The sequence below is a fragment of the Paenibacillus sp. 481 genome, assembly GCF_021223605.1.
Lineage (GTDB): Bacteria > Bacillota > Bacilli > Paenibacillales > Paenibacillaceae > Paenibacillus_B.
In genome coordinates this window covers 4,926,327-4,942,442 of sequence record NZ_CP075175.1, presented here as the reverse complement: position 1 = coordinate 4,942,442, position 16,116 = coordinate 4,926,327, and the positions used below count along the sequence as shown (strand labels likewise).

Here is a 16,116-nt window from a genome sequence, read left to right as displayed (position 1 = left end):
AGAGAGATAGGATGCGATTTGGGAGGGAAGATAGATGCACATACTCATGGTAGCACCAGAGCAAATCCCCGTTCCGGGAAACGGATCTGTCGAAATATGTATGCTATCCATCGCCAAGCAACTTGCACTAGCGCATAAAGTTACGATTGTCAGCCGGCAAAAGGTAGGTTTGCCGAAAATAAGTAAGCAAGGAAACTTAACAATCGTTCGCGTGCCTTCAGGAAGCTCGCAAACGTATATTGCTGCTGTGCTGCGATATTTAAAAGGCAAAAGCTTTGACTTTATACAAGTGGACAATCGTCCCCACTATATGGCGAAAATCAAAAATGCTTTCCCCCGCACTCCGGTTTCGTTATTTCTACATTCTCTTACGTTTGTACCACTTACCAAAACAGTGGCAGCTAGTATTGCGAAAGCGAATCTCATTATTGCAAATAGCGACTCCTTGAAAAGAAATTTGTCACGTCGATTTTCAAATCAAGCTACCAAAATAAGAAGAGTTCATTTAGGCGTAGACACACATCGATTTAATCCAACAACTCGCGATGCTAACAATCCGGTATTCAACGTTCTGTTCGCTGGCCGCGTCATCCCTCGCAAAGGTGTTGATGTGCTCATTAAAGCGATCGGTATCGTGAGTCGGCACGTGCCAAATGTGAAGCTGACTGTCGCTGGCGGCGGAAAAGCACCTTATATAAACCAACTTAAAGCACTAGCAAAAACCAACAATGTAAACATTTCTTTCACCGGAAGAATTGCTCATGCCAAGATGGATCAGATTTATCGCACGGCAGATTGTTTCGTTTGTCCTTCGCAGCTGCACGAGGCATTTGGACTTGTTAATGTGGAAGCGATGGCTTCCGGATTACCTGTCGTTGCTTCCAATATTGGCGGTATCGGTGAAATCGTGAAGCACGCTTCTAATGGCTATCTCGTTGATGATTACAGCAACCCTGAAGCACACGCAACGTTCATTGTAAACATCGCTCAGAACAAACAGTTCGCTGCAAGCTTCGCCAAACAGGCAAGACACGATGCAGTCTCACGCTTCAGCTGGAACCAAACAGCAACCAAGCTTATGGAGATATATAAATCCCAACGTGCTTGATGATTCTCCTACTTACAAGCTTCTCACTTGCATCTTTCATCAGATACGAAAGAAGAAGCCCTCATATAGAAGTGGGCTTCTTCTTTCGTATCTATCCTTTTTTCTTTACATATCTTCCATTTTCACGCGCATATCGGATGACAGTTCGATACATACTTTTATCTGCCAATTGGTTGAATATAAATGGATCAGGTGCTGTATTCACTTCCAGTACCCATGGATGCAACTCGGAATCAAGGCCAACATCAATTCCAATCTCGCGGAACCCAGGGTAGGTCTGCTGGTAATGCTTGGCGATATTCACACCGAACTGCCGAAGAAACTCCACATACTGCTCTTGCCTTGTCCCCTGAATATAAGGCTCTAGCAATACCTCTATCGGCAAAGGCTTCCCCTCACTATGAAAGTTGGTCACAATCTTCTTTGGATGGCCTAATCTGCCGATAATACCTGTCGTTTGCCAGTCAGGGTGTTGCGGTGTCCGCTGTACCATAATTCTTAGATCAAAGGAACGCCCGTGCAGCTTCAATAATTTAATTCCTTTCTGCACGATATATTCCCGCTTCAATTTCGATGCCGTTAACGCATTAAAAAAGTCATCATAGCTAGCAAACGAGCGTGGACTTTTGCCTATCTGAAAATGGAAAGTGTTCTTACCCGCGTCTTGTTTAATATGCGCGCGGATTACACCATTCCCTGCTGTGCCATGAACCGGTTTCACATACACCATATTGTACTTGTTTAACATGGCCAGAAGTGAAGAATAGCTAAACAATTGCGTTTCTGGAACAAAAATACGAAGCTCTTTGCTTTTCACTAGCACCTTCGTCTTTGTCCACTTGCTCCGAATGGCACGAACCCCTTTGCTCGCTATCATTTTTACATTCCCGCCTCCTGCCTCGTTATATGAACATTTACATTCCTGATAATGTATTCACATGATGAGGTGGACAGCAACGGTAGTCGACTACTTCGCTATTTTAAGGCGAATCACCGCCGTCCAAGCTTCGTTTATGGTTGCACCTCACGCCCTCAAACCCTATAAATCATATGGCTTTATGCCAATCCATGTACCGCATTACTATAAATATAGGGAGCAGCCTCGCCAAGCTACTCTCGCTCTCAATCCAAAAAAAGAAACACCTTAAATGACGCTTCAAGGTGTTTCTAACTGTTTGTACTAGCAACCAGCGGCTACAAATGAAAAGTCTCGATCTTGTGCGGTTCCATCACTTGCTCCTGTTTTGACCCGGAAACGATCGTTCTGTATAAATACGAGTACGGCATTATCTCTCGTATCTCCACCTAGCCCTCCCAAGAAAAACACTTGTGTTGCCGATACGCCTGGCGGAGAACCGAATGGAGGAGTAAAAAACACGTCATAAAGTCCTGTCCCTACTTTTGAAACTCTGAAACCTTTTCCTGAAACAACGGAGCCATTAGCTGATACAGACCCAGCAACTACACGAACTTGGTAACCCATACTTACAATCCCCTCCTCATAATAGAAGCAACTAGATGAGCTGCACACCGTGTGCGCAACTTACTTCCATATCATATGCACCGCAATCAAGAAGGGGACGGGCTAAGTAAGAGGAACAAATGCATAAAACTTCAAAACCTATTTCCTATCAATGACTCGCTGTCTTTAAAAGAGAAGCACTCCGGCACCGGCACCTACAAGCACCACGATCCACGCAGGAATGTTCCAATACATGAGCAGTACGAACAACAACATACCGAGTACAAAATGTTCAGGAGACACAATTGCCGTTGTCCAGAGTGGATCATAGAATGCGGCTATCAAGATTCCGACAACAGCAGCATTTATACCCCTCAGTGCGCCTTGCAAATGACGATTGCTACGCCATGCTCCCCAAAAAGGAAGGGCCCCTACTATGAGTAAAAAAGAAGGTAAAAAAATAGCAATAATCAAAATAAGCGCACCTAGTACCCCTTTCATCATCGCACCTAGATAGGCAGCAAACGTAAATAAGGGCCCTGGCACAGCTTGAGTGATCCCGTAGCCAGCCAAGAAGTGCTCTTTACTTATTAACCCCGTCGGCACGACGGCTTGTTCAAGCAACGGAAGTACGACATGGCCTCCCCCAAATACGAGCGAACCCGCCCGATAAAAATGATCGAACAATGATATCCAATCGTTTTCTACACCCTGACTCCACAGCGGCAAGCCAAGCAATAGTCCAAAAAAGAGAACCAAACAACATCCTGCCAACCTACGATTAATGGGCACCACCATTTGTGGCACCTGCTGAATGTCTTCATGGCGATACATCCACCATCCAACAATACCCGCAACAACGATTAGCAGCACTTGGGTAACCATGGATGGCCATAGCAAGGCGGCAGATGCAGCTGCTACTGCGATTGTGATTCGATTTCGATCAGGGGTCAATTTGTGCCCCATACTTATAATCGCTTGCGCAACGATAGCGACGGCCACAATTTTAAGGCCGCTAATCCAACCAACATGGCTCACATCCATTTCTTTCATGAAAAAAGCAAACACGATGAGCGCAATAACAGATGGCAGCGTGAATCCAAGCCAAGCAACTAATCCGCCAAGCAGCCCCGCGCGCATGATCCCGATCCCGATCCCGACTTGGCTGCTCGCCGGACCAGGTAGAAACTGACACAGCGCAATTAAATCTGCATAGCTTTGCTCATCCATCCATTTTCGGCGCCGAATATATTCGTTATGAAAATACCCCAGATGGGCAATTGGGCCGCCAAATGAGGTTAGCCCCAGCTTCGTGGAAACGGCTAGTACCTCAAACAAGCGGCGGAATCGATTTTTTGGTACGGATTGCTTTAACGTGTTGCTCATTTCTACACTCATTCCATTCACCTCTATGTATTCAGTTCTATACACCTATAGATTTCGATCATTATACCCTTTATTTGTTATCGGAGGATAAAATACACCATCTTTTTCAAGTGTAAACGGATACATGCACTACCATTTTATTCATTTCAAACTTTCGACAATGTTACGTCATAAAATGTTCAATTAACCCCCCCATTTGAGCCATTGAATTATGATTATTGTCATGTACAATGTGGGTATAAGGAGGATATAAGGGTTGAAACTTACATGTGAATGTGAATTCATGAACAAATTATGTCATTCTCCACATTTGAATGTGAATTGTTTATCAATCTTTTCCTAAGTTTCATTACACATGGTTTGCTCCAGCCGTCTAACTACGGTTGTGAAATTCATAACAAACATTACCATTGTCAGCAATCAACAAGAAAAAAAGACTTATGCATCATTCCGTTTGCTGTGATCAGAGAGTCTAAACCGGATGGAGGTATTTTTATGGAGTTGGATCCGATTTTGCTAGCACGCATTCAATTTGCGTCTACGACAATTTTTCACTATCTGTTTGTACCGATGACGATTGGCTTGGCCTTTCTACTTGCGATTTTAGAAACATTGTACGTTGTCAAAAAACAGGAAGTGTATAAAAAGGCCGTTAAATTTTGGAGCAAACTGTTCCTCATTAACTTTGCGGTCGGTGTTGTAACCGGTATTTTGCAAGAGTTCCAGTTCGGGATGAACTGGTCCAATTATTCCCGCTTTGTCGGTGATGTATTCGGTCCCTCACTCGCACTTGAAGGTCTATTAGCCTTCTTTATGGAATCTACGTTTATCGGATTATGGGTATTTGGTTGGGATCGCTTATCTAAGCGTGCTCACCTTGTGTGTATTTGGCTCGTCTCACTCGGAACCGTTCTATCGAGCTTCTGGATTTTGACAGCTAACGCCTTTATGCACGCACCAGTCGGTTACGTGTTCCAAAATGGACGCGCTGAAATGAACGACTTCTTTGCTATTATTTCGAACCCGCAGCTGTGGCTGCAATTCCCACATACGCTGTTCGCTGCTTTTGCAACTGGCGCGTTCTTTATGGCTGGGGTAAGTGCATGGAAAATTTTAAGACGTCATCAAGTCGATGTGTTCAAAAAATCGTTCCAAGTTTCGATTTCAGTAGCGATGGTTGCAGCGATGCTCGTAGCCTTGGTTGGACACTCGCAAGCGCAACATTTACTTAATTCACAGCCGATGAAAATGGCTGCTGCTGAAGCACTCTGGAATACGAGTGAAGACCCAGCTCCGTTTACGGTGTTTGCGAACATAGATACAGAGAAAAAAGAAAATTCCCATGAAATTAAAATTCCTTACATGCTGAGCTTCTTGTCTTATAGCAAATTTAGTGGCAGCGTGGAAGGTATGAATCAAATTCAGGAAAAATACGAAAAAATATATGGACCAGGCGATTATATCCCTTCGGTTAAGACAACATTTTGGAGTTTCCGAATTATGGTCATCAGCGGAAGCATACTATGCTTACTCGGAATGGTCGGCTTCTATCTTTCCCGTAAACGGAAGCTAGAGCAAAGCCCTTGGTTCCTGAAGCTAATGGTTCCTGCTATCGCTCTCCCCTTCCTTGCGAATTCATTTGGTTGGATGATGACGGAAATGGGACGCCAGCCTTGGGTCGTCTTCGGTGTTATGCGTACCGAGGATGCGATTTCACCAACGGTTACTTCAATGGAGTTATTGATATCACTTATCTTATTTGTCAGTCTGTATGCCGTGCTCGCGGTCGTTGACGCTTACCTATTTATGAAGGTTATTCGTAAAGATGATGATCTCGACAACCACGTAGAGCCGTATATGTCCGATCCGTTTGATAAGGAGGAACACCAACATGCTATCGTTAAATGAGATATGGTTCATCGCAATAGCCGTTCTGTTTATCGGCTTCTTCATACTCGAAGGCTTTGATTTCGGCGTTGGCATCGTCTCCCGTTCGCTTGGGCGCACGGATAAAGAACGCCGCGTGTTAATTAATACAATTGGCCCATTTTGGCATGCTAACCAAGTATGGTTGATTACGGCAGGTGGCGCGATGTTCGCTGCCTTCCCAGATTGGTACGCCACTATGTTTAGTGGCTTCTACCTACCTTTCGTACTCTTGCTGCTGGCGCTGATCGCCAGAGGCGTAGCTTTTGAGTTTCGTTCCCAAGTCGAGAACGGCACGTGGAAAAAAGTGTGGGATGCTGCAATCTTTTGGGGCAGCATCCTCCCGCCTTTCTTGCTCGGCGTCACATTCGCGAATTCGATTCGCGGAGTGCAGATCGATAGTCAGAAAGAACTTATCGGCAGCGTGTTCGAACTGTTGAACGTTTACTCGCTGTTAGGCGGAGTTGTCGTTGTACTCCTCTGCATCTTACATGGTCTCGTCTTTATTACGATCCGTACAAGAGGCGGTATACAAGATCGGGCTAGAGATGTCGCACGCAAGATCGTACCGGCCGTTGCCGCTGTTCTGATTCTGTTCGTAGTGCTAACGTATATGAACACTGATATTTATGTGGTACATGGGAAGCAATGGCTTGCCCTGCCATTGTTAACGGGGGCAGCACTCGTATTCGGATGGTTGCTTATTCGTAAGCAACGTGATATTTGGACATTTGTGATGACGACTAGTATGATTACGTTAACCTTTGCGAGCATATTTATTGGTTTGTTCCCGCGCTTGATGGTAAGTTCCATCGACCCCGCGTACAGCTTAACGATATTTAATGCAGCATCCGGTGCGTATTCTTTACGCTTGATGACATATATGTCATTCACGATAATTCCGTTTATTATTGGCTATCAAATTTGGTGTTACTTTGTATTCCGCAAACCAATTAATGAAAATGACCATTTGGAGCACTGATGAAAAAAAACAATCGAATGCCTAATTACAATGGAATACGACCGCTCTTTCTTACGTTAGGCTGCATCTCTGTGCTGCAAAGTATTTGTATTTTGCTGCAAGCGACGCTGTTGGCTTATTTGATCGCTGACTTGTTTCAAGGTGTGCCTGTCGAGCAGCTTTATCCGAACATGGCTTATTTTTTCCTTGCTTTTGTTGGACGTAGCAGCCTGACTCTTTTGCGGCAAAAAGTGGCTTATCGCTTTGCTGAACGAACAGGTTCAGCGACGAGAAAGCAGCTGCTGGATAAATTGTTTGCACTCGGACCGAGATTTGCTCGGTCCGAAGGCACAGGCAAGCTCGTCACGCTGGCACTGGAAGGCATTTCACAGCTGCGTACGTTTTTGGAGCTGTACTTACCTAAGATGGTTAGCACCATGATTTTACCGTTGGTCATCTTGGTATACGTGTTTGTGCAAGATATCCCTTCAGGCATTACCTTGATGCTTACGGTTCCAATCATCATCGTATTTATGATTTTGTTAGGACTTGCTGCGAAGAAGCAGATGGATAACCAATGGAGCTCGTATCGCATTTTGTCCAATCATTTTGTCGATACTTTGCGTGGGTTGGAAACGTTAAAATTCCTCGGACAAAGCCGCCGTCATGAGGCGTCAATTGCGCACGTCAGTGATCAGTATCGCACGGCTACCGTCCGTACCTTGCGAGTGGCGTTTCTGTCCAGTTTTGCACTCGATTTTTTCACCAGTCTCGCGGTTGCCTTTGTGGCTGTAGGACTTGGTATCCGTCTTGTTGACGGAACCTTGTCCTTCCATACCGCTCTAACCGTGCTCATTCTTGCACCGGAATATTTCCTGCCTATTCGAGAGGTCGGTTCCGACTACCATGCAACTTTGAACGGAAAGACAGCCGGCGAACATATTCAATCCATTATTGATTACGATTCAAATAACAATTCGACACATGTAAAGCCTCAGTCTTGGGGTGCAGACAGCACGTTGACCCTGACTGACATCGACGTTCGCCATGGCACAGATGCCAAGCCGTCGTTAGACCGAATTTCGCTTAATGTGCATGGCACGATGAAAATCGGCATTGTCGGAGCTAGTGGCGCCGGGAAATCGACGCTGATCGATATTTTAGGCGGTTTCTTGCATCCGTCGAGTGGTCACATCCGTTGGAATGATACAGACATGAACTCGCTTATTACAGAGAGCTGGCATAAGCAAACAACGTATATCCCGCAACAGCCGTATCTGTTCACGGATACATTGGCGGCCAACATTCGCTTCTATGAACCGAATGCCAGTATGGAAGAAGTCGAACAAGCAGCAGCGGCAGCTGGGCTGAAAGCGGTCGCCGACGCCCTCCCCAACCGTTATGAAGAAACGATTGGCAATGGTGGTCGTATGCTAAGTGGTGGTCAAGAGCAGCGTGTTGCGCTTGCTCGTGCTTTTTTAGGAAACCGCCCTATTCTACTGTTAGATGAGCCGACTGCTCATTTAGATATCGAAACGGAATATGAGTTAAAAGAGCCGATGGCGCGACTGTTTGCAGGAAAGCTTGTCTTTTTCGCTACTCATCGCTTGCATTGGATGCAGGATATGGACCAAATTATAGTCCTTGACCAAGGGCAGATCGCTGAAGTCGGCACCCATCGAGAGCTTGTTCTCCGCAAAGGGGTTTATTACGAACTCATTCGATCGCAGATGGAGGGGATTCGATGAAGAAGGAAACATACGCTGGTAGCGAAGGCTGGGTGCGGCCCTACTTGCGTAAACATAAGTGGCGCTTGGCACTGGCCGTCTTTCTCGGTATTCTCGGTGTAATGGCGGCTGTTATGCTGATGTTTATTTCTGGCTACCTGATTTCAAAAGCAGCCCTACGCCCGCAAAACATCATGCTACTCATGCTTCCGATCGTAACGGTGAGAGCGCTTAGTCTTGGACAGGCGCTATTTCGTTACTTGGAGCGCCTAGTCGGCCATGACATCGTCCTGCGCATTTTGTCTACGATGCGTGTTCGCCTGTACAACATTTTAGAACCACAAGCGTTGTTCGTACGCTCTCGCTTTCGGACTGGCGACATGCTCGGCATGCTGTCCGATGATATTGAGCATTTACAGGATGTGTACTTGCGTACCGTATTTCCTGCTATCGTCTCGCTAACGGTTTACGGACTGTTTATTGTCGTGTTGGGCATGTTTGACTGGACATTCGCCCTATTGATGGCGTTGTACGTAGCGGTAATCATATTCGCTTTGCCGCTTATCTCTTTACGCATTAATCATCAGAAGCATTTGCGGCTCAAGCGTGGGCGCAACCGCTTGTATCAGAAGCTTACGGATGCCGTGCTTGGCATTAACGACTGGCTCGTAAGCGGTAGGAAAGCTGAATTTATTGAGAGCTATGAGGCAAGCGAACAAGAACTTACTCGTACGGAGCGTGAGGTGCATCAGTGGGCACGCTGGCGGGAGTGGATCATTCAATGTGTAATCGGTGTCGTCATCGTGTCGATGATTGTATGGGCGGGACATCAATCCGCATCAGGCCAGATTGCTGCAACGCTGATTGCGGCCTTCGTCCTAATGATTTTACCGATTATGAATGCATTCATCCCGATGTCCGATGCGATTGAGCGAATTCCTAAGTACCAAGATTCATTGGCACGAATTCGAGATGTTGAGCACCATTTGGACATTATGGTCCCTGCTGAGACTCAATCTCAAGTCGCTGCTTCCGATAGGCAGCCCGTTAAGCGGGTCAAACAAGCACATCTTAAGATTGAACACGTGCGCTATCGCTATGCTACAACTGCTACAGATACAGCTGCTGCAGCTGCTGCAACTTCTGCTGCTGTTGAAACCGTTGAAACCGTATTAGCTAGCTCAACTGAATCAACAGCAACCGCTGAAGCTGAAGTTAGCGACTGGGTGTTGGACGACATATCCTTGGATATTCCCCAAGGTAAAAAAATCGCCATTATCGGGCGCAGTGGCGCTGGAAAATCAACGCTACTCAAGCTGATTCAAGGCGCGCTCCAGCCCGATCATGGCGCTGTTACTGTAAACGGAACAGCCGTTCATTTATTAGGCGACGACGTATCTGACGTGGTGTCCGTGCTCAATCAGAGCCCTCACCTGTTCGATACGACTGTTGCCAACAACATTCGTCTAAGTAAAAAGCATGCTTCTGACGAAGAAGTACGCGAAGCTGCTCGCAAAGCACAGCTGCATACGCTAATTGAGTCATTGCCGCAAGGCTATAACACTTCAACCCATGAAATGGGGCAGCGATTTTCTGGCGGCGAGCGACAGCGAATTGCGTTGGCACGCATTCTGCTGCAAGACGCCCCGATCGTCATTCTCGATGAGCCGACGATTGGACTTGATTCGCGAACCGAAAATGCGCTGCTAGCAACGGTATTTGAGGCGCTTGAACATAAAACGCTTCTGTGGATCACTCACCACCTAGCGGGTGTCGAGCATATGGACGAAGTTATTTTTATCGAGCATGGGCAAATTGCGATGTCAGGCAGCCACGCGCATTTGCTGCAACATTCGGAACGATATCGCCAATTGTATGCCCTCGACATGCCTGCTTCGTTACTAGAAGCTTAATATTTAATATCGTGTCGAACTAACAAGCCACCGCATAAACGCCGGTGGCTTGTTTTGTTAGGTCTGACCTATGCTCTGAGTTTAGGTTCTGACCTACGCTTAAATCGTCTGGCCCGCCCCAGCTTGTGTTTCCTACTTAGTTCTGATCTTAGCTCTGATCACTGCTCCGACGAATGCTCTTACCTCAGCTCTGATCTCTACTTTGACCAATACGATTACCTCAACTCTGATCTCCACTTCTCTTCGGCTTGCTGAATTAATTTTAGCGACACCGTGACAACTCCCCAATCTTTTCGTAAACACCTAGAATATATTGTGGTGAAATGACATAAAGGAGGTCAAACAAAATGAGCCAATGTTATCCACAGGTAAGCCCTTACGGTGGTGGTTGTTCCAAAGGTATAGGTTTCATTCTCGTTCTATTTATACTTCTGGTTATCATCATTTGTGGGTGTCGCGCTTACTAATATCAGAACCCGTTAACTTTCATCTCGCATAGCCACACCCCGCATCACTATTCGTAGTGGTGCCGGGTGTTTTTTTCGGTCGCTAACGAAGCTGTAAATTTGGTTCGATTGTACTAATCTCAAATACATAAGCGATAAATATGAATAAGAAGTGAAGGAGGTGATCGTACACGCTTGGCTTGATTCATCATAACGAACATAACAAGGAGGAATAATAATGGAATCGCAACGGATGTGGAACACATTCTCGATCAACGTTTCATCGTTGCTTGCCGCATGCTTCATGACATTGCTTACGCTTACCTGTTGGGCGATGTTTACTGAAAGCGCTTCAGCTCATGGCTATATTGAATCCCCAGCAAGCCGCTCGCTACAATGCAAGCAAGGCAGCAATACGAACTGTGGTCGCGTCGTATTTGATCCGCATAGTGTAGAGGGGCGTGGATCGTTCCCGCAATCTGGGCCAGCCGACGGTAAAATTGCCGGCGGTGGCGTATTTTCGGAGCTTGATGAGCAGTCCCTTGATCGCTGGTCCAAAGTCACGATTAACGGCGGCACAAATACGTTTAAGTGGCACCTAACTGCTGCACACGCCACACGTGAATGGAAATATTATATTACAAAAGCAGGATGGGACCCAAATCAACCTCTCACCCGCGCAACTCTTGATCTCGAGCCGTTCTGCTACATTAATGATGGTGGCAAAAGGCCTTCCAATTCGGTGTCCCATTCATGCAACGTGCCTACAGATCGCAGCGGTTATCACCTCATCCTAGGCGTGTGGGAAATCGCGGACACCGCCAATGCGTTCTACCAAGTCATTGACGTGAACCTTGTCAATGGATCAGGCGGGCAAGCGCCGACCATTCCTCAACAACTCGTGTCCAGATCACAAACGACAACAAGCATCGGACTCGCTTGGGCTGCCTCTACATCGTCTATTGGCTTAAAAGGCTATGAAATCTATCGAGATGGTCGGGTTGTTGGCACAACAAACCAAACTTCATATTCAGATACCATGCTAACTCCGAATACAGCTTATACGTACACCGTTCGTGCGATTGATGGAGCAGGAAATAAATCATCTTCCTCCGCGCCGATTACCGTGAAGACAATAGCTGGTGAGGGCGGTGGCAATGTCCCAGCCTGGAATGCCAATACCACCTATGTTCAAGGCAAACGGGTTCAATATAACGGTCTTGTGTACGAAGCGCGCTGGTGGACGCGTGGAGACACCCCTGGACGTTCCGATGTATGGAAAGTCGTAAGATAATGCAATGTGTGCAGGCGATCCTTGTGTCATGCTTAAATGACGCTGTGCTCGCCTGTTCTTCATTTGTCCCACTTCACATCTATCGCAAAAATAAATGAAGAGACCCTCAACAATAACTCGAGGGTCCCCTTGTGTACTAACTGCTCATTTTACTTGCCTCTGCAAATTGACTGTTATACAGGTCGGCATACATGCCACCTTTCGCTAACAACTGCTCATGACTTCCCTGCTCAACCACATTACCACTGTTCATCACCACAATAAGGTCGGCATCACGAATGGTAGACAAACGATGAGCAATAATAAAGCTCGTTCTTCCCTTCATCAATTCCTTCATCGCCCGTTGAATATGAATTTCGGTCCGCGTATCAATATTACTTGTCGCTTCATCTAATACCAAAATGGACGGATCCGTCAAAATCGCGCGAGCTATCGTTAATAGCTGCTTCTGCCCTTGCGACAAATTGGTTACATTCTCATTCAAGATCGTGTCGTATCCATCTGGAAGCTTCCTTATAAAAGGATCAGCATATGCCTGCTTAGCTGCTTGGAAAATATCTGCATCCGTAGCATCTGTACGCCCATAAGCGATGTTTTCCCGAATCGTCCCATTAAACAGCCACGTATCTTGCAATACCATGCCGAACATACGCCGCAGATCTACCCGATTCATTTTCGAAATATCTCGGCCATCTATCGTAATCTGCCCACCGTTAACTTCATAAAAACGCATCAGCAAATTGATTAATGTTGTCTTTCCTGAACCCGTAGGTCCAACGATAGCTACTTTTTGCCCTTCTTTGACATCAATACTCATATCGGTCATTAACAACTTATCTTCCGTATAGCCGAACTGTACATGTTGAAAGCGTACCTCGCCCTTCGGCTGATGAATCGGCTGCGCAGTTACTTCCTCCTGAACTTCCTCTTCTTCGTCCAAAAGTTCAAACACACGTGCTGCCGACGCGATTGTAGATTGTATCGTGCTTGAAATATGAGCTAATTGCAAAATAGGCTGCGCAAATTGTTGCGTATATTGAATAAACGCCTGCACATCACCGATCTCGATCGCTCTTTTCAGTACAAATATGCCTCCGACGACACAAATAAACACATACGCAAGCTTGTTTATAATGGACATCAAGGGCTCTATGATGCCCGATACGAACTCGGACTTCCACACCGAATGGTACAGTTTCTCATTACATTTCTCAAATTTGGAGATCGTATGCTGCTCTTGTCCAAATCCTTTTACAATGTTATGACCGTTATACATTTCCTCGACATGGCTATTCAATTCACCGAGCGACTCCTGCCGCTTTGTAAAATGGTCTTGTGCACGCGTCGCCACTTTCGCGGCCGCATAAAAACTAAGCGGCAACGTTAAAAATACGATCAAAGTTAAAAGAGGACTAATATAGAGCATCATCGAGACTACACCAATGAGTGTAATCAATGCAGTTAACAATTGGGTAAGGCTATGGGATAAGCTATTACTTATATTGTCGACATCATTGACAATTCTACTAAGTAGATCACCGTTAGGTCGCGAATCAAAATATTTAACAGGCAGTCGAGATAATTTTTCGCTCGCTTGTTTACGCAACTGGTAGACGACTTTTTGCGCTACACCCGCAACTAAGTACTGCTCCAAATAACTGAATAATGCACTCAAAGTATAAATACCAGCTAGCACGAGCAAAATACGGAAAATAGCTTCAAAATCAATGGCTGCGCCTGCAACTCCATCCATCTTCGCCTTCACGCCATTGAACAAAATAGTTGTTGCATCACCGAGTATTTTCGGGCCGACAATCGTAAACAAAGCACTTACAATTGCGGCAAAGACGATCACAAGAAGTTGGGCTTTAAACGGTTTAAAATATGTAAGTAGCCTGATTAATGTTTGTTTCGTATTTATCGGCTTCGACTGTTGCGGGTCAGTTTCATCTATTTGCTTCGTTTGATCGGTCTGTTCTACGGAATTCATGCGCTCTCCTCCTCTGACAATTGCGAGGAAACAATTTCTTGATAAACGTTACAAGTTTTCATAAGTTCTTTATGAGTCCCTTCCCCTACAAGCTCTCCTTGCTCCAGCACGAGTATCCGATCGGCATCTTTCACGGTACTCACTCGCTGTGCAACGATTAGTACGGTAGCTTGTGTCGTATCTTGTCTAAGGGCAGCTCGTAATTTGGCATCTGTCTGATAATCTAAGGCTGAGAAGCTATCATCGAATAAGTATATAAGGGGCTGTCTAACTAGAGCTCTGGCAATCGAAATACGCTGCTTTTGTCCTCCCGACACGTTCACGCCACCCTGCGCGATCACAGAGCTGAAACCGTCCTTCATCTCTTTCACAAAATCAGTTGCTTGCGCGATTGACGCTGCGCGTTCCACTTCTTCATCTGTTGCTGACGGCTTGCCAAATCGTATATTTTCCGCAACCGATCCTGAGAAAAGAACTGCTTTTTGTGGCACGAGTCCAAGCATTTGTCGAAGCTGCTGAAAAGGTAATTCCTTTACGTCAACCCCGTCAATGCGAATGCTCCCGCTTTCGATTTCGTAAAATCGAGGTATGAGGTTGATGAGTGTCGTTTTCCCTGAACCTGTACTTCCAATGATGGCAACGGTTTCGCCTGGCTTCGCTTGAAAGGAGATTCGAGACAAGGAAGGCTTCTCAGCACCTTCGTAACGAAACGTTACGTCTGTAAACGAGATATGGCCATTTGCTATGGTCGGTTGCTTGACTATAGTCGGCTCTGTATGTTCGAATTCGGATGTCGTGTTTAACAGTTGTAATATACGTTTGGCAGATACTTGCGCTTGTGGGAACATGATAAACACGATGGATACACTAATTAGCGAGAACATAATTTGCATGGCATACTCTAAGAAGGCAATGAGATCACCAACCTGCATATGTCCTGCGTCAACACGAAAACTACCAAAACCAATGATGGCAACACTTGCAAAATTTGAAACAATTAAAATAAGAGGCATCATTATAGCTAAATATTGATTAACTTTTATCGAAACGTTCGTTAAGTTGGTGTTAACTTCATCAAACTTGTAATTCTCATGTTCGGAGCGGTTCAAGGAACGAATAACACGGATGCCGTTCAGCCTTTCTCCAACCGTTAAATTGAGCTGATCCATATGATTTTGAATCATGTCATAAAGTGGAAGTATTTTTTTGAAGAAGAATATCGTCCCTACCACTAAGATAGGTACCATACCGACGATAACCCAAGATAATTGGACATCTGTCGACAATGCCAAAATGACACCGCCAATACACATAAATGGAGCGGTAACAATTGTCCGCATCATCATCGTGATCATTTCTTGCACCTGCGTAATATCATTCGTCGTGCGGGTAATAAGGGAGGCTGTTCCAACACGATCAAATTCGTGCAACGAAAAGTGTTCAACGTGGGAAAATACTTTGCTGCGTATATCCTTTCCGAATTTGCTCGTAACTTTGGCAGACATATAGTTAGCTGTGATCGCGCACGCAACTCCTATCACACTTACGAATAACATGAACCCACCAATCCGCAATATATATGCGGTATTTCCATCTACAATCCCGTTATTAACGATATCAGCTAGCAATTTCGGAAGATACAGGTCTGCCATTACTTCTAAAAATAGTAATACGAGTACGATAGCTATCGGTACTTTATAAGGTCGCAGAAACCTAAGTAGTTGCAGCATCTTTCCACACCTTTCACCTAATTGGACTGAACGTTCAGTTTAATTATTATTATACTTAATCTTTTTACGCATGCAACTTGTACGTGAAAAATAGCTTATCTTGTAATATGATGTAAAATAATAAGGACCACTCAAAATTAGATTTGAATGGTCCCTAGAAGTTCATTTGTTAG

General features: G+C 45.4%; 11 protein-coding genes. 6 read left to right on the top strand and 5 right to left on the bottom strand.

Annotated elements, in window-relative coordinates; all coding sequences use genetic code 11:
* The first annotated feature begins 34 nt into the window (after nt 1–34).
* Nucleotides 35–1,108, top strand: coding sequence for a glycosyltransferase family 4 protein (locus tag KIK04_RS21590; protein ID WP_232275702.1), 1,074 nt, complete (start codon nt 35–37; stop codon nt 1,106–1,108).
* A gap of 91 nt (nt 1,109–1,199) precedes the next feature.
* Here the strand turns inward: KIK04_RS21590 and KIK04_RS21585 are convergent, their stop codons facing one another.
* The 3 genes from KIK04_RS21585 to KIK04_RS21575 all read right to left on the bottom strand — a co-directional run bounded on the left by KIK04_RS21585 (nt 1,200) and on the right by KIK04_RS21575 (nt 3,968).
* Complete coding sequence (locus tag KIK04_RS21585) at nt 1,200–1,985, bottom strand: YheC/YheD family protein (protein ID WP_232275700.1); 786 nt, start codon at nt 1,983–1,985, stop codon at nt 1,200–1,202.
* 303 nt (nt 1,986–2,288) lie between these two features.
* The gene (locus KIK04_RS21580; protein WP_232275699.1) at nt 2,289–2,591 is read right to left on the bottom strand and encodes a hypothetical protein; all 303 of its coding nucleotides are present in this window, start codon (nt 2,589–2,591) and stop codon (nt 2,289–2,291) included.
* A 165-nt stretch (nt 2,592–2,756) separates the two neighbouring features.
* Nucleotides 2,757–3,968, bottom strand: coding sequence for a chromate transporter (locus KIK04_RS21575; protein WP_232275697.1), 1,212 nt, complete (start codon nt 3,966–3,968; stop codon nt 2,757–2,759).
* A gap of 483 nt (nt 3,969–4,451) precedes the next feature.
* On the opposite strand from KIK04_RS21575, the gene KIK04_RS21570 reads away from it, so the two are divergent.
* From KIK04_RS21570 to KIK04_RS21550, 5 genes are all read left to right on the top strand, one after another.
* Entirely contained in the window at nt 4,452–5,864 is a 1,413-nt protein-coding gene (locus KIK04_RS21570; protein ID WP_442951117.1) for a cytochrome ubiquinol oxidase subunit I, read from the top strand.
* The gene (gene cydB, locus KIK04_RS21565) at nt 5,848–6,864 is read left to right on the top strand and encodes a cytochrome d ubiquinol oxidase subunit II (protein WP_232275695.1); all 1,017 of its coding nucleotides are present in this window, start codon (nt 5,848–5,850) and stop codon (nt 6,862–6,864) included. The genes KIK04_RS21570 and cydB overlap by 17 nt, the downstream gene beginning before the upstream one ends.
* Complete coding sequence (gene cydD / locus KIK04_RS21560; protein WP_232275693.1) at nt 6,864–8,591, top strand: thiol reductant ABC exporter subunit CydD; 1,728 nt, start codon at nt 6,864–6,866, stop codon at nt 8,589–8,591. Before cydB ends, cydD begins: the two co-directional genes overlap by 1 nt.
* Complete coding sequence (cydC, locus tag KIK04_RS21555; protein WP_232275691.1) at nt 8,588–10,483, top strand: thiol reductant ABC exporter subunit CydC; 1,896 nt, start codon at nt 8,588–8,590, stop codon at nt 10,481–10,483. The genes cydD and cydC overlap by 4 nt, the downstream gene beginning before the upstream one ends.
* A 684-nt stretch (nt 10,484–11,167) precedes the next feature.
* Nucleotides 11,168–12,223 carry a lytic polysaccharide monooxygenase gene (locus KIK04_RS21550; RefSeq protein WP_232275689.1) on the top strand — a complete coding sequence of 352 codons (1,056 nt, stop codon included), beginning with the start codon at nt 11,168–11,170 and terminating at the stop codon, nt 12,221–12,223.
* A gap of 136 nt (nt 12,224–12,359) precedes the next feature.
* Here the strand turns inward: KIK04_RS21550 and KIK04_RS21545 are convergent, their stop codons facing one another.
* Nucleotides 12,360–14,213: an ABC transporter ATP-binding protein gene (locus KIK04_RS21545; RefSeq protein WP_232275688.1), complete on the bottom strand. Its 1,854-nt coding sequence runs from the start codon at nt 14,211–14,213 to the stop codon at nt 12,360–12,362.
* The gene (locus KIK04_RS21540; protein ID WP_232275687.1) at nt 14,210–15,943 is read right to left on the bottom strand and encodes an ABC transporter ATP-binding protein; all 1,734 of its coding nucleotides are present in this window, start codon (nt 15,941–15,943) and stop codon (nt 14,210–14,212) included. The genes KIK04_RS21545 and KIK04_RS21540 overlap by 4 nt, the downstream gene beginning before the upstream one ends.
* Nucleotides 15,944–16,116 lie beyond the last annotated feature (173 nt).

Excerpts from the sequence above, each read along its gene's own strand:
- KIK04_RS21590 (WP_232275702.1), top strand. The coding sequence starts at position 35 with ATGCACATACTCATGGTAGCACCAGAGCAAATCCCCGTTCCGGGAAAC.
- KIK04_RS21585 (WP_232275700.1), bottom strand. The coding sequence starts at position 1,985 with ATGATAGCGAGCAAAGGGGTTCGTGCCATTCGGAGCAAGTGGACAAAG.
- KIK04_RS21580 (WP_232275699.1), bottom strand. The coding sequence starts at position 2,591 with ATGGGTTACCAAGTTCGTGTAGTTGCTGGGTCTGTATCAGCTAATGGC.
- KIK04_RS21575 (WP_232275697.1), bottom strand. The coding sequence starts at position 3,968 with ATGAGTGTAGAAATGAGCAACACGTTAAAGCAATCCGTACCAAAAAAT.
- KIK04_RS21570 (WP_442951117.1), top strand. The coding sequence starts at position 4,452 with ATGGAGTTGGATCCGATTTTGCTAGCACGCATTCAATTTGCGTCTACG.
- cydB (WP_232275695.1), top strand. The coding sequence starts at position 5,848 with ATGCTATCGTTAAATGAGATATGGTTCATCGCAATAGCCGTTCTGTTT.
- cydD (WP_232275693.1), top strand. The coding sequence starts at position 6,864 with ATGAAAAAAAACAATCGAATGCCTAATTACAATGGAATACGACCGCTC.
- cydC (WP_232275691.1), top strand. The coding sequence starts at position 8,588 with ATGAAGAAGGAAACATACGCTGGTAGCGAAGGCTGGGTGCGGCCCTAC.
- KIK04_RS21550 (WP_232275689.1), top strand. The coding sequence starts at position 11,168 with ATGGAATCGCAACGGATGTGGAACACATTCTCGATCAACGTTTCATCG.
- KIK04_RS21545 (WP_232275688.1), bottom strand. The coding sequence starts at position 14,213 with ATGAATTCCGTAGAACAGACCGATCAAACGAAGCAAATAGATGAAACT.
- KIK04_RS21540 (WP_232275687.1), bottom strand. The coding sequence starts at position 15,943 with ATGCTGCAACTACTTAGGTTTCTGCGACCTTATAAAGTACCGATAGCT.